Origin of the sequence: Microbacterium sp., assembly GCF_041641055.1 — a bacterium.
Lineage (GTDB): Bacteria > Actinomycetota > Actinomycetes > Actinomycetales > Microbacteriaceae > Microbacterium.
In genome coordinates this window covers 1-22079 of the sequence record NZ_JBEPZB010000041.1, presented here as the reverse complement: position 1 = coordinate 22079, position 22079 = coordinate 1, and the positions used below count along the sequence as shown (strand labels likewise).

At 68.5% G+C, this 22079-nt stretch carries 26 protein-coding genes and 3 tRNA genes; 23 read left to right on the top strand and 6 right to left on the bottom strand.

Annotated features, from left to right (window positions below):
- Positions 1-372: hypothetical protein (locus tag ACESK8_RS16755; protein WP_372969648.1), on the top strand; the 372-nt coding region annotated here is incomplete at its 5' end.
- Positions 373-584: 212 nt separating this feature from the next.
- Here ACESK8_RS16755 and ACESK8_RS16750 read toward each other — a convergent pair.
- On the bottom strand, positions 585-1184 hold the full coding sequence (locus tag ACESK8_RS16750) for a hypothetical protein (RefSeq protein WP_372969647.1): 600 nt from the start codon (positions 1182-1184) through the stop codon (positions 585-587).
- 85 nt (positions 1185-1269) lie between these two features.
- Here ACESK8_RS16750 and ACESK8_RS16745 point away from each other — a divergent pair, with 85 nt between their 5' ends.
- The 3 genes from ACESK8_RS16745 to ACESK8_RS16735 all read left to right on the top strand — a co-directional run bounded on the left by ACESK8_RS16745 (position 1270) and on the right by ACESK8_RS16735 (position 2958).
- Positions 1270-2199, top strand: a complete 930-nt coding sequence (locus tag ACESK8_RS16745; RefSeq protein ID WP_372969646.1) for a PfkB family carbohydrate kinase — start codon at positions 1270-1272, stop codon at positions 2197-2199.
- Positions 2200-2285: 86 nt separating this feature from the next.
- A tRNA-Tyr gene (locus ACESK8_RS16740) sits at positions 2286-2370 on the top strand.
- Between the two features lie 114 nt (positions 2371-2484).
- Positions 2485-2958: a heme-binding protein gene (locus tag ACESK8_RS16735; RefSeq protein WP_372969645.1), complete on the top strand. Its 474-nt coding sequence runs from the start codon at positions 2485-2487 to the stop codon at positions 2956-2958.
- Positions 2959-2981: 23 nt separating this feature from the next.
- Here the strand turns inward: ACESK8_RS16735 and ACESK8_RS16730 are convergent, their stop codons facing one another.
- Both ACESK8_RS16730 and ACESK8_RS16725 read right to left on the bottom strand, forming a co-directional pair.
- Complete coding sequence (locus ACESK8_RS16730; protein WP_372969649.1) at positions 2982-3497, bottom strand: gluconokinase; 516 nt, start codon at positions 3495-3497, stop codon at positions 2982-2984.
- Between the two features lie 10 nt (positions 3498-3507).
- Complete coding sequence (locus ACESK8_RS16725; RefSeq protein WP_372969644.1) at positions 3508-4917, bottom strand: GntP family permease; 1410 nt, start codon at positions 4915-4917, stop codon at positions 3508-3510.
- Between the two features lie 137 nt (positions 4918-5054).
- Between ACESK8_RS16725 and ACESK8_RS16720 the strand changes: the two genes are divergently transcribed.
- The 9 genes from ACESK8_RS16720 (at position 5055) to ACESK8_RS16680 (ending at position 11051) form a co-directional block, all read left to right on the top strand.
- A complete protein-coding gene (locus tag ACESK8_RS16720) occupies positions 5055-5762 on the top strand; it encodes a FadR/GntR family transcriptional regulator (protein ID WP_372969643.1) in 708 nt (235 codons plus the stop codon).
- A gap of 56 nt (positions 5763-5818) precedes the next feature.
- Positions 5819-6310: an FBP domain-containing protein gene (locus ACESK8_RS16715; protein WP_372969642.1), complete on the top strand. Its 492-nt coding sequence runs from the start codon at positions 5819-5821 to the stop codon at positions 6308-6310.
- 46 nt (positions 6311-6356) lie between these two features.
- Entirely contained in the window at positions 6357-7151 is a 795-nt protein-coding gene (locus tag ACESK8_RS16710; protein ID WP_372969641.1) for an enoyl-CoA hydratase/isomerase family protein, read from the top strand.
- A gap of 75 nt (positions 7152-7226) precedes the next feature.
- Positions 7227-8267, top strand: a complete 1041-nt coding sequence (locus ACESK8_RS16705; protein WP_372969640.1) for a hypothetical protein — start codon at positions 7227-7229, stop codon at positions 8265-8267.
- A complete protein-coding gene (locus tag ACESK8_RS16700; RefSeq protein ID WP_372969639.1) occupies positions 8264-9064 on the top strand; it encodes an inositol monophosphatase family protein in 801 nt (266 codons plus the stop codon). Before ACESK8_RS16705 ends, ACESK8_RS16700 begins: the two co-directional genes overlap by 4 nt.
- 122 nt (positions 9065-9186) lie before the next feature.
- Positions 9187-10446 carry a peptidoglycan DD-metalloendopeptidase family protein gene (locus ACESK8_RS16695; RefSeq protein ID WP_372969638.1) on the top strand — a complete coding sequence of 420 codons (1260 nt, stop codon included), beginning with the start codon at positions 9187-9189 and terminating at the stop codon, positions 10444-10446.
- 68 nt (positions 10447-10514) lie between these two features.
- Positions 10515-10586: transfer RNA gene (locus ACESK8_RS16690), tRNA-Thr, on the top strand.
- 34 nt (positions 10587-10620) lie between these two features.
- Positions 10621-10694, top strand: a tRNA-Met gene (locus ACESK8_RS16685).
- Between the two features lie 174 nt (positions 10695-10868).
- A complete protein-coding gene (locus ACESK8_RS16680; protein WP_060927498.1) occupies positions 10869-11051 on the top strand; it encodes a hypothetical protein in 183 nt (60 codons plus the stop codon).
- Between the two features lie 66 nt (positions 11052-11117).
- On the opposite strand, the gene ACESK8_RS16675 is transcribed toward ACESK8_RS16680, so the two are convergent.
- Together ACESK8_RS16675 and ACESK8_RS16670 are read right to left on the bottom strand one after the other, a co-directional pair.
- Positions 11118-12812 carry an MDR family MFS transporter gene (locus tag ACESK8_RS16675; protein WP_372969637.1) on the bottom strand — a complete coding sequence of 565 codons (1695 nt, stop codon included), beginning with the start codon at positions 12810-12812 and terminating at the stop codon, positions 11118-11120.
- Positions 12813-13433 carry a TetR/AcrR family transcriptional regulator gene (locus tag ACESK8_RS16670; protein ID WP_372969636.1) on the bottom strand — a complete coding sequence of 207 codons (621 nt, stop codon included), beginning with the start codon at positions 13431-13433 and terminating at the stop codon, positions 12813-12815.
- A gap of 142 nt (positions 13434-13575) precedes the next feature.
- Here ACESK8_RS16670 and ACESK8_RS16665 point away from each other — a divergent pair, with 142 nt between their 5' ends.
- The 4 genes from ACESK8_RS16665 (at position 13576) to ACESK8_RS16650 (ending at position 15706) form a co-directional block, all read left to right on the top strand.
- A complete protein-coding gene (locus ACESK8_RS16665; RefSeq protein ID WP_372969635.1) occupies positions 13576-14043 on the top strand; it encodes an Asp23/Gls24 family envelope stress response protein in 468 nt (155 codons plus the stop codon).
- A 126-nt stretch (positions 14044-14169) separates the two neighbouring features.
- Entirely contained in the window at positions 14170-14736 is a 567-nt protein-coding gene (locus tag ACESK8_RS16660) for an RNA polymerase sigma factor (RefSeq protein ID WP_372969634.1), read from the top strand.
- Positions 14733-15356 carry an Asp23/Gls24 family envelope stress response protein gene (locus ACESK8_RS16655; RefSeq protein WP_372969633.1) on the top strand — a complete coding sequence of 208 codons (624 nt, stop codon included), beginning with the start codon at positions 14733-14735 and terminating at the stop codon, positions 15354-15356. Before ACESK8_RS16660 ends, ACESK8_RS16655 begins: the two co-directional genes overlap by 4 nt.
- Positions 15353-15706, top strand: coding sequence for a hypothetical protein (locus ACESK8_RS16650; RefSeq protein WP_372969632.1), 354 nt, complete (start codon positions 15353-15355; stop codon positions 15704-15706). Before ACESK8_RS16655 ends, ACESK8_RS16650 begins: the two co-directional genes overlap by 4 nt.
- Before the next feature lie 73 nt (positions 15707-15779).
- Here the strand turns inward: ACESK8_RS16650 and ACESK8_RS16645 are convergent, their stop codons facing one another.
- Entirely contained in the window at positions 15780-16625 is an 846-nt protein-coding gene (locus tag ACESK8_RS16645) for an SDR family oxidoreductase (RefSeq protein WP_372969631.1), read from the bottom strand.
- Between the two features lie 97 nt (positions 16626-16722).
- Here ACESK8_RS16645 and ACESK8_RS16640 point away from each other — a divergent pair, with 97 nt between their 5' ends.
- The 6 genes from ACESK8_RS16640 to rplM form a co-directional block, all read left to right on the top strand.
- Entirely contained in the window at positions 16723-17088 is a 366-nt protein-coding gene (locus ACESK8_RS16640; protein WP_060927493.1) for a helix-turn-helix domain-containing protein, read from the top strand.
- Positions 17089-17187: 99 nt separating this feature from the next.
- Positions 17188-18726, top strand: coding sequence for an APC family permease (locus ACESK8_RS16635; protein WP_060927492.1), 1539 nt, complete (start codon positions 17188-17190; stop codon positions 18724-18726).
- Between the two features lie 55 nt (positions 18727-18781).
- Positions 18782-19630, top strand: coding sequence for a tRNA pseudouridine(38-40) synthase TruA (truA, locus tag ACESK8_RS16630; protein ID WP_372969630.1), 849 nt, complete (start codon positions 18782-18784; stop codon positions 19628-19630).
- Positions 19627-20934, top strand: a complete 1308-nt coding sequence (locus tag ACESK8_RS16625; protein ID WP_372969629.1) for a hypothetical protein — start codon at positions 19627-19629, stop codon at positions 20932-20934. Before truA ends, ACESK8_RS16625 begins: the two co-directional genes overlap by 4 nt.
- Positions 20935-21019: 85 nt before the next feature.
- The gene (locus ACESK8_RS16620) at positions 21020-21688 is read left to right on the top strand and encodes an endonuclease/exonuclease/phosphatase family protein (protein ID WP_060927489.1); all 669 of its coding nucleotides are present in this window, start codon (positions 21020-21022) and stop codon (positions 21686-21688) included.
- A gap of 175 nt (positions 21689-21863) precedes the next feature.
- On the top strand, positions 21864-22079 hold a 216-nt coding region (gene rplM, locus ACESK8_RS16615; protein WP_372969628.1), incomplete at its 3' end, for a 50S ribosomal protein L13.

The following is a 22079-nucleotide window of genomic DNA, read 5'->3' as shown; positions in this document are numbered from 1 at the left end:
GAGGGCAAGCGCCCCGCGTCCGGTCGTTCGGAGCTGATGGGTATCACGAAGGCGTCGCTCGCGACGGAGTCGTGGCTGTCGGCCGCCTCCTTCCAGGAGACGACCCGCGTGCTCACCGAGGCTGCGATGCAGGGCAAGCGCGACCCGCTGGTCGGTCTCAAGGAGAACGTCATCATCGGTAAGCTCATCCCCGCCGGAACCGGTCTCTCGAAGTACCGCGACGTCACGGTCGAGGCCACCGAGGAAGCCAAGAGCGAGCGCTACCCGAACCGGATCTTCGCATCCGACGGGGCGTACGCAGACGGCGACTTCGGATACGTCGACTTCGACGCGTTCTCGACGGATGACATCACGCCGGGCACCTACAACTGAGTGCTGAGTGAGTGAGAGGGCCCCGGGCGATTCGCCCGGGGCCTTTCTCGTGCCCGGACGGCGCGCCGCTGCCTGCGGGCACAGCTTCGGAGATCGGCGGCGGCACGCGGGGCACGGGTGGGGTCGACCGGGGTGTCGGCCCCAGCATCCGAAGCTGTGCCCGGTGGAGTCGGCGGTGGGAGGCTCGGGAGGGGAGCGCCTCGAGAGGCGCCTCAGTCGAACAGGTGCTCCACGATGCTCGAGGTGTAGCCCTCGGGGGCCAGATTCGAGTAACGCGTGTCGATGAGCACGTCGTCGCGCCAGAAGAGGGTGCGACCGTCGGTCACCGGATACTGGGTGTTCGGCCAGGTCTTCTCGCACCGGGTTCCGCCATCCGGGGTGAAGCAGGCGAAGCCCTCATCCGTGACGAGCGCGTTGAGCATGTCGAGGGCCGGGCCGCGGTTCATGAGCGAGATCGTCGTGACGAGGTTCGTCGTGTCGGCACCGGGATCGCCCCAGATGCACGTGAGCGTGCCGTCGTCGCCGACACCGGAGGGTCCGAACGCCGCGTCGTTGAGGGGGATGCCGTCGAGCTGCGCGAGTACGCCGTCTGAAAGGATCGCGCGGCAGTCGGTCGGGAGCGCGATCGCAAAGGGAGTCGGAGAGGGGGATGCCGACGGAGAGGCTGTCGCGTCGGGCTCGGACGCCGCAGGTGGGTCATTTGGGTCGCCGGTGCCGGATCCCGCGGTGCCGGATCCCGCCGTGCCGCACCCGGCGAGCAGAGTGATCAGGAGCAGCGCCGCCAGGGCTCCCGCAGCAGAACGAGTGTTCATGCGCTCACGGTAGCGCTGCGGCGGGCGACAACGTGTATGCCGCGCGAACAGGCGTGCGCCGGTGTCTCGCGGTAATGTCGGCAGAATGAGCGATGAATCCTCCCGTGCGTCCGATGTCGTCGTCGTCGGAGACGCGTTGATCGACGAGATCCGCGACGGGGGAGGCGTGCGGGAGCTGGTCGGCGGTGCCGCTCTGAACGTCGCCGTCGGGCTGCGCCGGCTGGGTGTCTCGACCACGCTCATCGCGATGGTCGGCGACGACGAGGCGGGGGCGCACATCCGCGAGTACCTCGACGACCACGGGGTTCGGCTCATCGCGAGCGCCGCGCCGCTCGGCTCGTCTCGGGCGATCGTCCAGCGCGCGGCCGACGGCGAGCCCGTCTACGTCTTCAACGAGGCGGCGCAGCGGCGCAGCATCCGCTATTCGGCGGAGGCGCGGCAGGCGATCACCGACGCCGCGCTGGTCGCGGTGAGCTGCTTCCCGTTCGACGTGCCCGCAGAGGTGGATGCCCTGCTCGAGGCGGTCGGCACTGCGCGGCTGGCCATCGACCCGAATCCCCGAGCGGGGATGCTCAGCGACCGCGAGGAGTTCGTGCGGGGCTTCGAGCGCGCGGCTTCGGGAGCATCCATCGTCAAGGTGGGAGCGGATGACGCGGACCTCCTCTACGGCGGTGACCTGAGTGGCCTGCGCGCGCGACTGCGCGACATCGGAGTCGGAGCGGTGCTCGCGACGGCAGGATCCGCCGGGGCATCACTCGAAGCGGATGCCGTGGTCGTCGCGGCGCCCATCGCAGCGCTGCCCGGCCGGATCATCGACAGTGTCGGAGCAGGGGACGCGACCCTCGCTGCGGTCGCCGCGGGGCTCGTCGACGGGACCCCGACGGATGCCGAGGGCTGGCAGGCGCTGCTCGACCGGGCCATGGAGGTGGCCGCCGCCACCTGCCGAGCCGAGGGCGGTCTGCTGCGCACGCCGGAGTCTTTGGCGGAGGCCGACCGGGGCGTCTTCGGCAGCTGAGGGTCCGATTTCTCGCGCCTGCCCTTGGCGGGTATGATTATCTATCGTGCCCCCGGTTGGCTGTCGAAGTCGGACGGGCGCGCTCTGGCGAGTTACCCAAGCGGCCAAAGGGATCTGACTGTAAATCAGACTGCTCAGCATTCGGGGGTTCGAATCCCTCACTCGCCACCACTTCGACACAGCCCCGGACTGCGCACCGCACCCGGGGCTTCGTCGTTCCCGCAGCCCGCGGCTTCCGCCCGTGCCGGTACAGTCTGAGGCGACCGTCTACGAGGAGGCAGACCGATGAGTGACCAGACGAGGCTCGACCAGCTGGAGCGGGAGCATGTCGAGCTGGTGCTGCGCCGGTTCGATCGCAAGGACGCCTGGGATCTCGGGCGGGGGATCGCAGAGCGCGCGCTGGCGGCATCCGCTCCGGTGGCCGTCGACATCCGGACGGCCGGCGGGGTGCTGTTCCACGCCTCGCTCCCCGGAGCCACCGCCGACAACGACGTCTGGGCCGCGAAGAAGGCCGCGACGGCCCTGCGTCTCGAGACGAGCTCGGCGCTGCTCGAGGAGCGCATCGCACAGGGCGGCCGCGACATGCACGAGCCGGGCTGGCTCGACCGTGCGACCTACGCCGTCGCGGGCGGGGCGGTCCCGATCAGGGTCGCGGGAGTAGGCGTGGTCGCCGTCGCCACGGTGTCGGGTCTGCCGTCCGCAGACGATCACGACCTCGTGGTCGAGGGGATCCGTGGCCTGCAGCTGCTCGCGGGATAGCTCCGCGACCGCAGGGACCGATCTCAGTAGTCCGGATGCAGCCGCAGCCGTGACGCGATCTGTGCCGCCTGCTCCGCAGGGGTCAGCGAGATATCGATCGTGATCGCCCTCTCGTCGTCCTGCGGCGGCTCAAGGGTCGCGAACTGCGAGTCGAGCAGGGTGGCGGGCATGAAGTGGCCCTGCCGGCGGAGCATCCGCTCGAGGATCAACTCGCGGTCACCCGCGAAGTGCACGAACGTGACCGCCTCCCGACGCAGCACGTCGCGGTAGCTGCGACGCAGCGCCGAGCAGGTGACGATGCCGGGTTCGCCGGCCTCGATGCGCTCGTCGATCCATTCGGCGATTCGATCGAGCCAGGGCCAGCGGTCCTCGTCGGTGAGCGCGTGGCCGGCTGCCATCTTGGCGACGTTCGCCTCGGGGTGCAGGTCGTCGCCCTCCTCGAAGGCCCAGCCGAGGCGCCCGGCGAGCATCGCGGCGACCGTGGACTTGCCGGTGCTCGCGACGCCCATGAAGACCAGGACGGGTGCGTTGACGGACATCATGGCGGCCTCAGACGAACAGGCTCAGGACGAGGACGCCGGCGAGGCCGGTGACGGAGATGAGGCACTCGAGCACCGTCCAGGACTTCAGCGTCTGCGGGATGCTCAGGCCGAAGTACTCCTTGATGAGCCAGAATCCCGCGTCGTTGACGTGCGAGAGGAACACCGAGCCCGAGCCGATCGCGAGCACGAGCAGCGCCACCATGGGCGAGTCGAGCGTCTCGGTCAGCGGCTGCAGGATGCCGGCGGCGGTGATCGTCGCGACGGTCGCGGAGCCGGTGGCGATGCGGATGACCACGGCGACGAGCCAGGCGAGCACCAGCACCGACACGGACGAGCCGGACACGAACTGCGCGATGACGTTGCCGATGCCGGTGTCGACCAGCACCTGCTTGAACCCACCACCGGCGCCCACGATCAGAAGGATACCGGCGATCGGGCCGAGCGACGAGCCCACGATCTCGTTCACGCGGGTGCGGTCGAAGCCGGCGCCGCGGCCGAGGATGAAGAAGCCGGCGATCACGGCGATGAGCAGCGCGATGACCGGGGTGCCGAGGAAGTCGAGTGCGACCTTCCACGGAGCATCCGATCCTGCCGCGGAGATGTCGGCGATCGCCTTCGCGAGCATCAGGAACACCGGGAGCAGGATGCTGAAGAGCGTCGCCCCGAAGGACGGCCGGCGGCGCTGCGCCTCACCCTCGTCCTCTGCGGTCACGAAGAGCTCGGGAACGGGGACGTCGACCCAGCGGGCGGCGAAGCGGGCGAAGAGCGGGCCGGACACGATGACGGCGGGGATCGCGACGATGACACCGAACGCGAGCGTGAGGCCGAGGTTCGCGCCGAGCGCATCGATCGCGGCGAGCGGACCGGGGTGCGGCGGCACGAGACCGTGCATGGCGGAGAGGCCGGCGAGGGTCGGGATCGCGATGCGCATGAGCGGGGCACCCGAGCGGCGCGCCACCAGGATGATGACCGGGACGAGCAGCACGAGGCCGACCTCGAAGAACATCGGCAGGCCGATGACGGCGCCGATGAGCCCCATGACCCACGGGAGCGAGCGTGCGCTGGCACGGCTGACGAGAGTGTCGACGATCCGGTCGGCGCCGCCGGAGTCGGCGAGGAGCTTGCCGTAGATCGCACCGAGCGCGATCAGGATGCCGACGCCGCCCATGGTCGTGCCGAAGCCGGTCGAGAAGCTGGTGATGGCCGCGGCGATGTCCATGCCGGCGATCGCGCCGGTGGTCAGCGCTCCGACCGTGAGGGAGAGGAAGGGATGCAGCTTCACCCAGGTGATGAGGACGATGATGATCGCGATGCCGATCACGGCGGCGGCGATCAGCTGTCCGGCGGGGCGGTCGGGGGCTGCGGTGTCGCTGACTGCCGTCATGAGTGCATCGGCGGCGGGGGTGAAGAGTGCCATGAGCTTCCTTGATCCGGGCGCGGTTTACGACCTTATGTCGTACATAATAAGCACGCTTACCACGACATGTGCAACATAAATGACCAGCAGGCGCGTGATGACGCACATCAGAGCGCCTGTGCGGGCATACTCGTCATATGACCGTCCCCGGCCCTTCCAGCCCCGTCCACGACTCGCTCGTCGCCGAGTTGGGCCGCGCGATCGTCGACGGAGAGCATCCTCCTGGCTCGCGGATGCTCACGGTCGAGCTGGCGCGGGAGCGCGGCGTCTCCCGCTCGGCCGCCCGCGAGGCGGTCCGTGTGCTCGAGTCCTTCGGACTGGTCTGGGTCCGCCGCAAGTCCGGGGTCGAGGTGAGACCCCGTGCGGACTGGAACGTCTACGCACCCGAGGTGATCGCGTGGCGGCTCGCCGGACCGGGGCGCGATGAGCAGCTCAAGGAGCTCAGTCAGCTGCGTTCCGTGATCGAGCCGCTGGCCGCTCGATTGGCCGCGGGCACCGCGACCTCGGAGCAGCGGGTCGAACTCGTCTCGTTGGTCGTCGCGATGGGGCAGGAGGACCACGCGGCGGATGACGATCGGTACCTCACGGCCGACATCAGGTTCCATCGGCTCCTGCTGGAGTCCTCGGGCAACGGGATGCTCGCAGCCCTCGGCGGCACGGTCGAAGCAGTGCTCCGCGGCCGGACGGCGCACCATCTCATGCCGCACGTGGCCGATCCGAATGCCGTGCAGTGGCACCGGGACGTCGCGTTCGCGGTCGCCGGAGGAGAGGCGGATGCCGCAGCCACCGCCATGCGCAACATCGTCACGGAGGCCGACGAGGCGATGCAGCGCGCCGCCGAGTGACCTGCCGTCGTCGGGTCGGCGAGCCCTCGAGGGCCGGGTCTTCATAGACTGGACGGATGCGAGCGCTCACCGAGGCAGAGGTCCGTGCATCCTTCGTCAACGCGGATGCGGACGAGCTGCGGGTCATGGAGATGCCGCACGACTTCGTGCTGATCGACTGGGACTACCTCGACTTCTTCGCGTGGCGCGACCCGAGTGCGGGCCGCCGCGGGTACGTGCTCACGCAGCACGACGGCGAGGTGTCCGGCATCGTGCTCCGTGCATCCGATCCGGGCCGCGCACGCTCGGGCATGTGCAACATCTGCCACACGCTGCAGCCGGGCAACCAGGTCGCGCTGTTCTCGGCACGGCTCGCGGGGGAGGACGGAGCGCGGGGAGACTCGGTCGGCACCTACATCTGCACGGACCTGTCGTGCCACGAGAACGTGCGACTCGCGCATCCGCTCGCGCCGAACGAGGTGCTCGCGCCCGGCCAGGTCGACCTGCGCCTGGACGGCACGCGGCGACGCATGGAATCGTTCGTCGGACGCGTACGGCAGCAGGCCTGATCGCGATTACCCTGGTCGCATACGTCCTGCGCTCGAAGGAGAAGCCATGAACGATGCCATCCTGCTCGCCGTCGACGGAGGATTGGCTCGGCTGACGCTGAACCGCCCCGCGCGACTCAACGCCTTCAACGCCGACCTCGCGCACGCGTGGCGGGATGCCACGGCGGAGGTGACGTCGCGGTCAGACGTCAAGGCCATCCTGCTCGATGCAGCGGGTCCGGCGTTCTGCGCGGGCGGCGATGTCATCGAGATGGCGACGAGCATGGGGTCGGGCGCGGAGATCACCGCGCTCGCCGAGGTCATCAACGCCGGCATCCGCTCGCTCACCGAATCCGCCGTGCCGGTGGTCGCCGCCGCCCACGGGACCACGGCCGGGGGAGGACTCGGGATCCTCCTGAGCACGGACTATGCCGTCGTCGGCTCGCGCTCCCGTCTCGGGAGCCTCTACGCCAACATCGGACTCACCCCGGATCTGTCGGTCTCCGCCCAGCTGGCTCGCGCGGTCGGCCAGCGCAGGGCGCTGCAGCTCGTGCTGCAGGATCGACTGCTCACCGCGGCCGAGGCCGTCGACTGGGGGCTCGTGGCCGAAGCCGTCGAGGGTGAAGACTCCTCACACGAGGCCGCGCAGGTGCGCGCCCGTGCCGAGGAGATCGCGCGATTCTGGCTCGCCGGGGCGGCCGAGGCCTACGGTCACGCCAAGAGGCTCGTGCGCTCGCAGCCGGAGCGCACGTTCGCCGAGCAGCTCTCCGAGGAGGCGCGCTCGATCGGGTCGTCCATGGCCACGCCGGACGCGCAGGCCCGCATCACCGCTTTCGCCGCAGCATCCGCACGCCGCGGCTGAGCCGTTCGTCTGCCCGCCGTCGATCTCCCCACCGATCGCGCGGGCGACGTGAGTCGTGCCTCGACGCGTGCAAGGATGAACGCAACGCCGCTCAACGAGAGGAACGCGATGTCGCAGCCGGAGATCGTCCCGCAGCCCCCGCTGGCCGAGAAGAAGAACATGTCCCTGCTCATCCGAGGTGCGCTCTGGATCGCGATCGGCGCCCTCATCGCGGCGGCCCTCGTCTGCGTCGTCTGGGTGCTGATCGGAGATCAGGACGGTCTGATCGGCCGGGCCTTCCTCACCATCCTCCTGCTCGCGGCGTTCGCGGGGATCGCGATCCTCGAGGCCGGCCTCGCGCCGAACCGTCCGGACTGGCTCGCGCTGTCGAGCATGGTGACGTGGATCGTCGCACTGCTCGTCGGTGCCGTGAAGATCTGGCTGCCCGAGGACGATCAGTACTTCGCGGGGGCTGAGCGCTTCTTCCAGCTGCTGCTCGTCGTCGGCATCCTGCAGCTCGCACTGCTGCACGTGCGACTGTTCACTCCTGCCGCGCAGCGCCACGTCACGTCGTTCACCCGCATCATCTACATCGCGACCATCGTGTTCCTCGGAGCGCTCGCCGCGATGCTCATCTTCTTCCTGACCTTCCCGAACACGTTCGAGTACGGCGAGCTGTACTGGCGCATCGTGGTCGCACTGACGATCCTCGCGGCCGTCGGCACCACGCTCATCCCGCTGCTGAACGCCCTCTTCGCTCCGCGCAAGCCGGCCCCTGCGGCTCAGGGCATCGCGGCTGCGCCGGCCTGGCCGACGTATGCGGACGGCGCGACTCCGCTTCCCGCTCTCATCGACGGATCGCCGGACTGGAACGCCTACTACACGGGGCACCCGTCCGCGCAGCCCGCGCAACAGAGCCTCCCCGCAGCACCTGAGCAGTACCCGGGTCAGCAGTATCCGACGCAGCAGCATCCGAACCAGCAGCCTCCGGCGCCGCAGTTCCCGGTCGCGCAGTTCCCGCCCGCGCCTGAGCCGTACGCGCAGTCGCCGGAGCCCTACGCGCAGGCACCCGACGTGCCGCCCGTGCCGCAGGCTCCTGAGGCGTATCCGCCCGCTCCTCCCCGCCCTCAGCAGTGACCGGCAGCCTGCCGGAGGACCTCGTCGACATCGCGTCGCAGATCGCGCGTGAAGCCGGCGACCTGGCGCGCGTCCGGCGAGCCGAGGGTGTGCATCTCGCGGCGACGAAGTCCACTCTGGCCGACATCGTGACCGATGCCGACCGCGAGGTCGAGGCGCTCATCCGCGAACGTCTCCAGGCGGCGCGCCCCGGTGACGGATTCCTCGGCGAGGAATCGGATGCGGCCGAGGGCGACTCGGGGATCACCTGGGTCGTCGACCCGATCGACGGCACCGTCAACTACGCCTACGGCATCCCCTCCTACGCCGTCAGCATCGCCGCGGTCGAAGGACCGGCCCAGCCGGGGGAGTGGGTGGCCCTCGCCGGGGCGGTCTACGCGCCTGCGTCCGGTGAGCTCTTCACGGCGGCGCGAGGGCACGGCGCGTGGCTCGGTGATCAGCGCCTGTGCGTCACCACGGAAGCGTCCGCCGGGGCATTGCTCGCGACGGGCTTCGGATACGACCCGGCGACGCACGACGGCGACCTCGCCACCGTCCGCCGCGTGATGACCATCGCCCGGGACCTGCGTCGTGCGGGTGCCGCATCGCTCGACCTCGCGTTCGTCGCCGCCGGCCGTCTGGACGGGTACTTCGAACGCGGTCTCAAGCCGTGGGATCACGCCGCCGGTGCGCTGCTGGTGAGCGAGGCCGGCGGACTCGTCTCCCTGGTCGACACCGCGTCTGCGAGACCCATGCTCATCGCCGGTGGAACCGAGGTCCACAACCGGGTCGCCGAAATTCTTCAGGATGAAACGTGACCGATTCATGGCATTCCCAGGTGGAGCAGGCTAGGGTTTATCCGATCGTTACTTTCATCGGCCCGAATCGATGACGGTAGTAAGCGCCCCCGAGCTTGACGTTTAACCCGAGAGAATCTGCTTTGCCCTTCGAGAATCCCCAGGCTGCCTCTGCGCCCACGCGCCGCTCCAGCCGTCCCCGCACTGAGGCCTTCGAGGCCCCCGCGGCAGGAGCACCGGAAGCCGTCTCCGAAGCCGCACCCATCGTCTCCGACACCCCGACCTCGCGCCGGGCAGCTCGGCAGCGACTGAACACCGCTGAGGTCTTCATCGCCGCGACCGCTGTCGCCGCAGCCACTGCGTCCTCCGATTCGGATGAGCTCGTCGCGGCAGAGTCGGTCGAAGCGGATGACGTCGTGGAACCGGCCGTCGAGTCCGTCGACGCACCGATCGACCTGTCGTCCCTCGCGGATGACGTCGAGGCTGAGCGTGTCGAGACGGAGCATGACGTCGCAGACGACACCGCCGAGTCCTCCGCGGATGCCTTCGAGACCGCAGCCCGCGCGTTCCGCTCGATCGCCGCTGCAGCCATGTCGACGCCCGATTCCGAGCCGCAGGCCGAGCCCGCCCCGCAGGCACCGGCTGAGCACGTCGCCACGCGGCGTCCGAAGGCCCGCAAGTTCCTCGCCGTCGGCGCGACGGTCGGCGTGATGAGCCTCGCCGGACTGCTCGCCGTCGGCATGACGCTTCCCGCAGAAGCGGTAGCCGCCGTCCAGGGTCCGCAGGCCGTGGGCACTTCGCTGGTCGCCGCATCCGCCTCATCGAAGGCGGGCACCGCCGACGACGAGATCCAGGCGTTCGTCACCTCCTCGGATGTGAAGAACGAGTCGCTCGCGCGCTCTGACAGCTTCTCCACCGTCTCGCTGATCCAGGTCGCCTCCGAAGAGGGCATCAACTACTCCAACGAGGTCTTCACCAACGACGCCGAAGCGGCCATCCAGTGGCCCTTCAAGGTCGGCGTCGGAATGAGCTCGGGATACGGCATGCGCTGGGGCCGTCTGCACGAGGGCATCGACTTCGTGCCCGGCGAGGGCGCTCCGATCCAGGCGATCGCCGATGGTGTCGTCCGCATCGCGACCGAGCAGGGCGGCGCCTATGGCGTGACCGTCTACATCGATCACGTGATCGACGGCAAGGTCATCACGAGCCACTACTCGCACATGCAGTACGGCTCTCTGCAGGTCAAGGCCGGGCAGACCGTGAAGGTCGGCGACATCGTCGGCCACACCGGCAACACCGGTCGCTCCTACGGAGCGCACCTGCACTTCGAGCTCATCGTCAACGGCAGCACGATCGATCCGCTGCCATGGCTCCGTGAGAACGCAGGTCGGTACTCGTACTGACCGCCTCGATTTCATGAGGACGCCTCAGTGATGGTATTCTCGTGTGGTTGCCCCGCGAGGGGCAGCACGCCCCGATAGCTCAGTGGCAGAGCACTTCCATGGTAAGGAAGGGGTCGTCAGTTCAATCCTGACTCGGGGCTCACAGTGTTCGTAGCTGCGATGCGGATGCGGTGCGGCAGGGTAGCTCAGCTGGTCAGAGCGCACGACTCATAATCGTGAGGTCGCGGGTTCAAGCCCCGCTCCTGCTACAGATTCAAACCCCCGGTGCAGCCGGGGTTTTGTCGTATCCGGGCACGCGGTCCAGCGGGCGGCAACGGAGGTCGGCCAGGGTGACCGCCGCCTCGCATGTCAAGGGGGCTACGCGGTCTGGCCCCTCGGGCGAGACTGATCATCCCTTTCCGCAACAGACGATCGGAGCGATCATGTCAGACCCGCAGGCAGCACCCGACGAAAACGCCGAGATCGACGCGACCGGCGTCGACGCCGACTTCGTGACGAACGACCCCGATCCCGAGGTGGATCCTGCGACTCCGGGCGAGAGCCAGAAGGCGCCCGGTGACAATGCGGACCACCCGGACGAGCTCGAGGTCGGCGACCTTCCCTGACCCGCGCCACACACGCAAGGGCCCGCTCCTCGATCGAGGAGCGGGCCCTTCCGCCGTGCAGCGCGATCAGCTCCGTGGCGGCGCAGTGCTGTCCGAGCCGTCTGAGCCGTCTGAGTCCCTAGATCCGCCCGAACCGCCGGGCCCGCCCTGCACGGTCACAGTCTCGCCTCGCAGTTCGGCCTCCAGCCGCTCCGCTTCCTCGCCGCTGATCGCCTCGCCGCGAGCGACCAGGCCCGCCTGGTCCGAGAGTGGGATCTGCTTGAGGAACAGCGACAGCACGAGAGCGAGCACGATGAAAGGCACGAGGTACCAGAACACCGGCGCGAGGGCATCCGCGTAGGCCGTGACGATCCCGTCCCGCACCTCGTCCGGCAGGGCGTTCAGCGTCGCGGGGTCGATCGTCGACGCCGCCTGCGAGGCGGCATCCGGCGATGCTCCGGCGTCGGCGAAGACGCCGAGCAGGTTCTCGGTCAGCCGCGTGGTGAAGATCGTCCCGAAGACCGCAGTGCCGAGGGATGCTCCGACCTCCCGGAAGTAGTTGTTCGTGCTCGTCGCCGTGCCGACCTCGCCCGCCGGGACGGCATTCTGCACGACCAGCACGACGACCTGCATGATCAGGCCGAGTCCGGCGCCGAACACGAACAGGAACGCGCAGATGAGCCAGATGGGCGTCGAGGCCGACAGGGTGGTCATCGACACCATCGCGATCCCGGTGAGGATCGTTCCGGCGATCGGGTAGATCCTGTACCGGCCGGTCTTCGAGATCGCGATCCCCGAGTAGATCGAGGTTCCGATCAGACCCACCATCATCGGGATCATCAGCAGTCCGGATGCCGCGGCCGACGTGCCGGAGGACATCTGCAGGAAGGTGGGCACGAACCCGATGGCGGCGAACATGCCGATCCCGAGCACGAGCCCGATAGCCGTCGCGTTCACGAAGATCGGGTTGCGGAACAGGCTCAGCGGGATGATCGGATCCTGCACCTTCGCCTCGGTGATCACGAAGGCGGTCGCCGCGACGACGAGCCCGGCTCCCCACGCCCACGTGGCCAGCGAATCCCAGCCGAACTCCTTGTCGCCGCCGAAGTCGGTGAAGAAGATCAGGCACGTGGTCGCCAGCGAGAGGAAGAGCACGCCGAGGATGTCGATCGGCTTCTGGGCCTTCTTGCTCGGCAGCTTCAACGCCACGAGGGCGATGATGAAGGCGGCGATTCCGACGGGGATGTTGATGTAGAACGCCCACTGCCAGGTGAGGTGGTCGACGAAGAACCCGCCGAGCAGGGGACCCGCGACGGCCGAGAGACCGAAGACGGCACCGAGCGGACCCATGTACTTGCCGCGCTCATTGGCCGGGACGATGTCGGCGATGATCGCCTGCGACAGGATCATCAGGCCGCCGCCGCCGAGTCCCTGCAGGGCGCGGAAGATGACGAACATCCAGAAGTCGGTGGCGAAGGCGCAGCCGACCGAGGCCAGCGTGAACAGTGCGATCGCGACGAGGAAGAGGTTGCGCCTGCCGAGCACATCGCCGAACTTGCCGTAGATGGGCATGACGATGGTGGTCGCGAGCAGGTAGGCCGTGGTGATCCAGACCTGGTGATCGACACCGCCGAGCTGTCCGACGATGGTCGGCATGGCGGTCGAGACGATCGTCTGGTCGAGGCTCGACAGCAGCATGCCCGCGATGAGGGCGCTGAAGATGATCCAGATGCGGCGCTTCGTGAGCAGGAAGGGCGCATCCCTGGTGGCGGTGGCGGACATTCAATCGGCTTTCTGTGCGGGCGCGAACACGGCGCGGGCGATCTGGAGACGTCGGCTGACGAGGTCGCGGAACGACTCTGTCGAGTGGTGGTGCAGCAGCTGGTCCATGCACAGGCGCACCAGCGCGCCGACGGTGTGGACCATGACCTCGGCGCGCAGCTCGGCGTCGTCGCCGTCGCCGGTGCGCTGCGCGATGAGCGCCATGTCACGCCGCTCGTTCTTCGCCAGCTGTTCGAACGCGGCCTTGAGGAGCCGCGGCTCCTGCTCGATGACCGCGAACATCGCCGGCGCATCGTCGAGCGGGTTGAACAGCTCGAATCGAGCGATGGTCAAGCGGAGGAAGTCGTCGAGCAGTTCGCCGCTCTCCGCGACGAAAACCGCTTCCAGCGCTTCCTGTCGCGAGTCGATCGCGGCGAACCCGAAGACGGCGTTCTCCTTGCTCTCGAAGTAGTTGAAGAACGTGCGCCGCGAGACACCGACCTCGGCGCACAGCTCCTCGACGGTGAACCCGGCGAAGCCGCGCTCAGCAGTCAGGCGTCGCGCCGCGTCAGTGAGCGCGCGCGAGGTCTCCCGCTTGCGCTGCTCTCGCGTTGAATCTGCACTCTTGCTCACGAAGTGCATTCTTGCACTTCAGCCCGCACGGTGCAATGTGGAGAGATTCCCAGACGGATCTGTGACGATTCCCGTTCGGCATCCGTCTTAGTGGTGTCGCTGCACTGCGACCCGCCCCGCAGGGGAGGACAGATCGATGGAGGAGCACACGATGACGAACGTCTCGCACGCACAGCAGCCCGCAGTCCAGGATGCGCCGGCAGGCGCGGCCGTCGCCTCGACGGGGGAGACGATCATCGAGAACGGAGTCGTCGCGAAGATCGCCGGCATCGCGGCTCGCGAGGTTCCTGGTGTGTATGCCCTCGGCGGCGGGGCGGCGCGTGCGGTCGGGGCCATCCGCGATGCGCTCAACTCCACCGACCTCACTCAGGGTATCAGCGTCGAGGTCGGCGAGACGCAGGTCGCGGTCGACGTGACGATCGTCGCCGAGTACCCGGCGTCGCTGCAGAAGGTCGCCGATGATGTTCGTGCGGCGATCTCCCTCGCCATGGCCGAGTACGTCGGCAAGCAGGCCGTCGAGGTCAACGTCACCATCAACGACGTGCACATCCCGACGGAGGACGACGTCGCAGCCGACCCCACCCCCGCCGCGGACGGCGCCGATTCCAGGGTTCTGTGACCAGGTCGGTCGTGAACAGGTGAGTGCGTCAGGGGCTCGTGGCCTCGCCATCGAGGGATCGACGATCCCATCCGATGACGGGTTCGCTCCGAACGGCTCACAGGGCAGGGAAGAGGGGGACGCCGTATGGCTGGGGAAGGATTTCGCTCTGCTCTCGAGCAGGCCGACGACCGGATCGTCGCCGGTCGGGCGATGGATGGAGACGTCGCGGCATTCGCCGTGCTCGTCCGCAGGTACACCCCGATGATGCGCGCCTACACGCAGCGGATGCTGAACGCCTCGGCCGATGTCGACGACATCGTGCAGGAGACGTTCGTGACGGCGTGGCAGCGGTTCTCCGAGCTCGACGACCCGGGCAAGGTCAAGAGCTGGCTGATGAGGATCGTGAGCCGCAAGGCCGTCGACCGCATCCGCGCGCTGCGTCCGGTGCTCGATGTCGATGACATCGAGCAGGAGGCGCCGGCGCACAGCGCGCCGGCTCGTGTCGTGGAGGCGCGAGCGGGTATCGAGGCTCTCGGAGCGGCGCTGCAGGAACTCCCGGCCGCCCAACTCGAGTGCTGGGTGCTGCGGGAGATGGGCGGCTACTCGTATGAGGAGATCGCCGAGGAGCTGGAGATCTCGGTGTCCACCGCTCGCGGCCTGCTGGCCAGAGCGAGGAAGTTCATGATCGTGCGGATGGAGGCCTGGCGATGACCGATGACCAGCAGACCCCTGACGTCCACGAGCTCGGACTCGAGCCCGGCGACCTCGACGGACACACGCTCGAAGAGCTGAGCGACTACCTCGACGCAGGACGACGGCCCCTCGATCCCTCGATCGAGGGTTCACCCGGGTGCCAGCTCGCGCTCGACGCGCTCGACCGGCTGCGGGGGCTGGGCGGGCAGCTGATCGAAGCGGATGCAGCGGCGATGCCCGAGGTCGACGACAGCTGGGTGGATCGGATCCTCACCGGCATCGCACTGGATGCCAGGGCCGGCCGACGCATCCCGTTCGTCGAGGAGGAGCCGGCGGTCGACTTCGGAATCACCGAGGGTGCTGTGCGCGGGCTGATCCGGTCGGCGGAGAACGCCGTTCCCGGCCTCCTCGTCGGGCGGTCCACCCTCGATGGCGATGTGAGCGTGGTCGGTGCGCCGGTGCGGATCGCGATCGAGGTGAACGCCGTCTACGGGGAGTCGATCCCGAAGGCCGTCGAGATGCTCCGAAGCGAGGTCGCGCGGCGGCTGCAGCAGCACACCGACCTGACCGTGACCGGGATCGACGTGACGGTGCGCGACGTGCAGCGTATCGGCGGCACGAGGGGAGAGGGATCATGACCACGACAGCGCAGCCGGAGCTCGCCGGACGCATCCAGGCCGCCGTGGTGGCGACTCCCGGGGTCCGCAGCGTCTATCGCGCCGGCTCCCTCATCTCCAACCTCGTCGGCGAGAGCGCCGTCGCCGTCGGCATCAGCCGCGACGATGAGCCGCTGGTGTCCGTCCGCATGGGCGACTCCGGGGTGATCGTCGAAGCGTCGCTCGGCATCGAATACTCGGCGGGCGCGGCGAAGACGCTGCGCGCCGTGCGACGGGCGGTCGAGGAGGCCCTGGGGGCAGAAGGCCTCACCACCGCCGAGATCGTGCTCACGATCGCGTATGTCCATCCTCGGGAGGCATCGTCGGACTGAGAAGTCCGCGTGAGCACGCAGAGGCGCCGATCCTGGGTGAGGATCGGCGCCTCTTTGTCCGGCGAAAGAACGATCAGGCGATCGCGCGCAGTCCCTCGACGAGCGGCGTCGTCGGGCGGCCGATGAGTCGCGAGAGCGTTCCGTCGGTGTCGGCGAGCGCTCCCGCGGCGATGCCGGCATCCAGGGCGACCACGAAGCCGGCGATGCCCTCATCGAGTCCTCCGGCGCGGAGCCCCGCGAGCTGCTCGTCGGCGGTCAGCGGCTGGTAGACGACGTCGCGGCCCGAGATCTCGGCGATCGCGCCCGCGAGGTCGTCGTAGTTCCACGCCACGTCGCCACCCAGCTCGTACACCTGACCCAGGTGACCCTCGTCAAGAAGGACGACTGCGGCGGCCTCGGCGAAGTCCTTGCGGCTGGCCGAGGCGACGCGCCCGGCGCCTGCACCCGATGCGAGCACGCCCGTCTCGGCGGCGCGGGCGAGGTCGGCCGCGTAGTTCTCGGTGTACCAGTTGTTCCGCAGAATGACAGAGGGAACGCCGGATGCGGCGATCAGCTCTTCCGTCGCCTTGTGCTCCGGCGCGAGCACGAGGTCGCTCGTGGTGGCCTTCGGGGCGCTGGTGTAGACGAGCTTGGCGACGCCGGCATCCTTCGCCGCATCGATGACCGCCTTGTGCTGCGCGACGCGCTGGCCGACTTCGGAGCCGGAGACGAGGAGGACCGAGTCGACGCCCTCGAGGGCGCTGCGCACGGAGGCGGGGTCGGAGTAGTCCAGGTGGGCCACGCGGACGCCGAGGCCTTCCGCCTTCGTGACGTCGCGCGCACCGGCGATGACCGACTGCGGGTCTGCGCCGCGCTCGAGGAGGCTTTCGATGACGAGGCGTCCGAGGTTGCCGGTCGCGCCGGTGACGAGGATGGTCATGGGGTGGTGTCCTTTCGTAGGTGACATGACGCACAACCGCCGGTGCCTCTTCGTACATTCCGGATCGTGGGTACCCACTTTGAAGTAAGGTACGTACATGACGGTTAGTTATGCGCAGATCCGCGAAGCCACGCCACAGATCTTCGAGCCCGGATGCAGCACTCGGGTCGTCCTCGATCATGTGATGAGCAAATGGGGCGTGCTCGTGCTGTCCGCGCTCTCCGACGGCACCCGTCGCTGGGGCGAGCTGCGCCGGGAGGTCGGCGGCATCAGCGAGAAGATGCTCGCATCCACGCTGCGCACGCTCGCGGACGACGGGCTGGTGCACCGGGAATCACTCCCGACGGTGCCGCCGCACGTCGAGTACAGCCTGACTCCGCTCGGCCGCGATCTGATGGAGCGGATGCTGCCGCTCGTCGAGTGGGTGGCCGATCATGCGGACGCGATGATCGACCGCGTTTAGTCCGACGAATTTCGTTGTCCATTCGCGTAGACACCCACGTAATCCGTCGACGGAAGAAAAGGATTGACGCGATAACCGTAGTGCCCGTATCTTCTGAGCATGTCAGCTACGACGCCGATCCATCTCGAACGCCCTGACGGCAAGGGCCTCGCCGCGGGAACTCTCGGTCTGTGGGGGTCGACCGTCATCGGCCTCGCCTCGACGGCCCCCGTCTACTCGCTCGTGGCGACGCTCGGCTACGTCGTGCTCGCCGTCGGCGCACAGGCGCCGATCGCCTTCATCATCGCGTTCGTCCCGATGCTGCTGATCGCGTTCGCCTACCGCGAGCTCAACAACGCCGTCCCCGACTGCGGCACGACGTTCACCTGGGGCACCAAGGCCTTCGGTCCGTGGGTGGGCTGGATGGGCGGCTGGGGCGTCGCGGTCGCCGGAATGGTCGTGCTCGCCAACCTCGCCCAGATCGCCTCGGTGTACTTCTGGTCGCTGATCGGGTTCGACCTCGAGAACAACGACTGGCGGATCGTCCTCGTCGCCGTGCTGTTCATCGCCGCGATGACCTGGGTCAGCTGGCGCGGCGTCGAGATCGGCGAGCGCATCCAGAACGTCCTGCTCGGCATCCAGTACCTCGCGCTGGCGATCTTCGTCGTCGCCGCGCTCTGGCAGTTCTTCGCCGGAACCGCGCCGAACCCGACGCCGTTCGAGATGGAGTGGTTGAACCCGTTCGCGTTCACCAGCTGGCCGGGCTTCACCGAGTCGATCCTGCTCGCGCTCTTCATCTACTGGGGCTGGGACACCTGTCTCGCCCTCAACGAGGAGACCAAGGATCCCAAGAAGATCCCCGGCCGCGCAGCGCTGCTGACGACCGTCATCCTGCTCGTCACCTACGTCGGCGTCACGATCGCCGCGATGATGTACGCCGGACTCGGCGCGGAGGGCACCGGACTCGGCAACGAGGCCAACGCCGACGACTTCTTCCTGGCGATCAAGGACGGCCTGCTCGGCCCGTTCGGCTGGGTCCTCGTGGTCGCGGTCGTGCTCTCGGCCATCTCGTCGACGCAGACCACGATCCTCCCCACCGCCCGCGGCACCCTCGCGATGGGCGTCTACCGCGCTCTGCCGGCGAAATTCAAGGACGTGCACCCGACCTACAAGACCCCGTCGTTCTCGACCATCGTCATGGGCGTCGTGGCGATCGCCTATTACATCGGCATGACCCTGATCAGCGACGACATCCTGCAGGACTCGATCCTGTCGCTCGGTCTGGCGATCGCGTTCTACTACGCCATCACCGGATTCGCCTGCGCCTGGTACTTCCGCAAGGACCTCACCCGCTCGGCCCGCGAGTTCTTCTTCAAGGGCCTGTTCCCGGTGCTCGGGGCGGCCATGCTGACGTGGGCCTTCGTGCAGTCGGCGATCGACATGTACGACGTCGACTACGGCTACACGGTGCTGCTCGGCATCGGCGGCACCTTCGTGATCGGCATCGGGGCGCTCGCTTTCGGACTCGTCCTGATGTTCGTCTGGTATCTGTTCCCGCGGTCGAAGAGGTTCTTCCGCGGTGAGAGCCTCAACCGCGACACCCAGGTGATGGTCCCCGACGAGCCGGGCCTCATCCGCTCGATCGACGGCGGCATCTGACCTCGGGCATCCCGTCGGAGCCGGATCGCGCACGGCCACGGCCTAGGCTTTATCCGTGCGCATCCGTCTCGACATCGCCTACGACGGCACCCACTTCCGAGGGTGGGCCAAGCAGCCCACCCTGCGCACCGTGCAGGGGACCCTCGAGGCCGCCCTCGCCCGCATCGTCGGCTCGGAGGTGCAGTTCGTGGTCGCCGGGCGCACGGATGCCGGTGTGCACGCCGAGGGTCAGGTCGCGCACGTCGACCTGGACGAGGCGCAGTGGTCGCGCGTCGAGTCGCGCCAGGGGAGGGCGCCGCAGGATCCGGCCGCCTCGATCGCCCGTCGCATGCGCGGTGTGCTCGGCGCCTACCCGGATGCCACGGTGACTCGCTCGTCCATCGCGCCGGAGGGTTTCGACGCGCGCTTCTCGGCAGTGTGGCGGCGCTATCGCTACCGTCTCGCCGATGCGACCTCCGGGTACGACCCTCTCCGGCGCCACGACACCACCGCCCACCGTGCTCCGCTCGACGAGGTGGCGATGGATGCCGCGGCCCGCACCCTCATCGGGCTCCATGACTTCGCCGCGTACTGCAAGCCGCGCGAGGAGGCCACCACGATCCGGACCCTCCTCGACTACCGCTGGACACGCGATGCCGAGGGCGTCCTCGTCGCCGAGGTGAAGGCCGACGCGTTCTGCCACAGCATGGTGCGAGCGCTCGTGGGCGCGTGCGTCGCCGTCGGCGAAGGGCGACTCGATGTCGACGATCTCGTCGTGCTGCGCGACGCGCTGACCCGCACGAGCGAGTTCAAGGTGCTCGCGGCGCGCGGTCTGACGCTCACCGAGGTGGGGTACCCCGCAGACGACCTGCTCGCGACGCGGGCCGATCAGACTCGCGCCCGCCGGGACGGCACGAGCGCGTGAGTGCGCGTCCGGCATCCTTCATCGAGGTCTCCACGCCCGCGTGGTCGTTCTGGCGCGCAGTGCTCGACACCGCTGTGGGCTTCATCGTCGGCATCCTCTACACGTTCCTCGGCATCGTGATCGTCGGGATCGTGGGGGAGGAGGCCCTGTCCTCGCTCTACTGGCAGATCGATCTCGACCCGCTCCTGCGCTCGAGCATGGGCGCGATCCTGCTCGTCGGCGCCGTACTCGCCGTGATCGTGCCATGCGTGCTGATCGTCGAGCGCTTCGCCGCGCTCCGTGCGGCGGAGGCGAGCGCACGGACGGATCCGGATGCGGTGCCGCAGCGCCCGCTGCGGACGGAGCTGACAGCCGCGCCGGCCACCTACCTCAAGACCACGGGTACCGTGCTGCTCTGGAGCGTCGGTGTGCTGGGCGCCATCTTCCTGCTCGCCGTCCTGTTCACGGAGGATCTGCGCGAGGACGCGGTGAGCTGGATCGCCCTCCTCGTCTTCGCCGTGCTGACCGCCGGTGCCGCGGCGCTGCAGGGGCTGGGGCGTCGGCTCGTCGCGCGGGATGCGGCGCGCATGGTGGCCCTCACCGGCGGGTGGAAGCCGCTCATCCGACGCGCGGAGGCCTCCGATTCCGAACGGCGCAGCGCGGCGACACCCGCTGTCGTGCCCCGTTGGCTCACGGCCCCGAGCGCGCGCCTCCTGGGCAGGATCGCCTCGATCCTGATGGCGGCGACGTGGGTGTCGCTGGCCGCCTTCATGCTGTCGGTGTTCCTGCGTCAGCAGTGCCGCGGCTGCGACCCGGTCTACTGGGACCAGCCGATCGAGAACGGCATCGATGTCCTGAGCCTGTCGAGTGGGGCGGCGATCGCGGTCTGCGCTGCCCTGGGTGCGCTCGCCTGGCTCGGCGGGGTGGCCTTGCAATGCGCCCGCGAGGTCGCCCTGGCGCGATGGGTCTCGGACCGCACGCCGCGTCGCATCGACGTGAACCTGATCGATCCGCTCCTGTCGGAGAATCGGTCGATGGTCCGACTGCAGTTCGGACTCTCCGCGCTCGGCGCGTGCGGGGTCGTCCTGTCGATCGGAGCCCTGTGGGCGGACTGGACCACGCTCGACTCGGATGCCGTGCTGCTGGTCTCGACCGCGCTGATCCTGCTCGGGTTCGCGATCGGGTGGAGCGATGCGCCCCGTCGCCGGCGCGAACGTCAGGCCATCCGCGACGCCTTGTCCCCCGGGGACGGTCAGCGAGGAGGGCGCGGAGGACGCCCCCGCTCGCGCACGCCGCGTCGGGCGCGGTCGGCGCCGCGGCCCTGACTCCTGACGTTCGCGGCACGGCGTTCACCGGCCGGACGGACGATTGCCACCGGAATCCAAGGCGGACGCACTAGCGTGAGTCTCGATGAAGGTGATCTCGTACAACCTGCAGAAGCACCGCGCCGCGGGAGAGCTCGTGGCCCTCGCCTCGGCGCACGATCCTGACATCCTCTGCCTGCAGGAATGCGACGTCGCAGACCTCCCCGACCGGATCGGCGACCTCGCGCTCGCCGATGCCACGCAGGGGAACCGCCTGGGACTTGCGATGTTCTACCGCGAGAGCGCGTTCCACCTGCAGGGCATCCGGACGATCGAGCTGAAGAAGTCGCTGCACGACCGCATCGCGAAGCCGGCACACGAGCGGGTGCTCGGAGCTCGGCTGCGCGACATCGACGCAGGCAGGGAGTTCATCGCCGCGTCCTTCCATGCGGCACCGCTGACAGCGCTGAACTCGCTGCGGCGGCATCAGATCCGCGCCGCGCTCACCGAGCTCGCGACGCTCGGCGATCGCCTTCCGCAGCTGATGGTCGGGGACTACAACTACCCGGTGTTCAAGGAGAACCTCGGCAAGACCGTCCGCGAGCACGGCTATGCGCTGACGATGAGCGACGACCACACGTACACGCGCTATCGGGTCTTCCGCGGACACTACGACTTCGCGACGTCCGTCGGGTTCGAGATCGAGCGGGTCACGACCCTGCCGCAGGGCCTCAGCGACCACCGTCCGATCCTGGTGACCGCGCGGTTCGACTGACGTGACGGCTCGATTGGGATTCCGGCGCTGGATGACGTAAGCTGTCTCTTTGGTACTCGACTGCCGAGTACTAACGAACGTGAGCCCTCCACTGGCGTGTTCATCCCTGTAGGGAAGAACCACCCCGGAGTGGGATTCACGAACTTCTCCGTTCGAACAAGAAAGCAGCACTATCGTGACGCGCACTTACACCCCGAAGGCCGGCGAGGTCCAGCGTGACTGGGTCGTCATCGACGCCACTGACGTCGTTCTCGGCCGCCTGGCTTCGCACGCCGCTACGCTCCTGCGTGGCAAGCACAAGCCCACCTTCGCCAACCACATCGACTCGGGTGACTTCGTCATCATCGTGAACGCCGACAAGGTCGCGCTCACCGGTCAGAAGCTCCAGAAG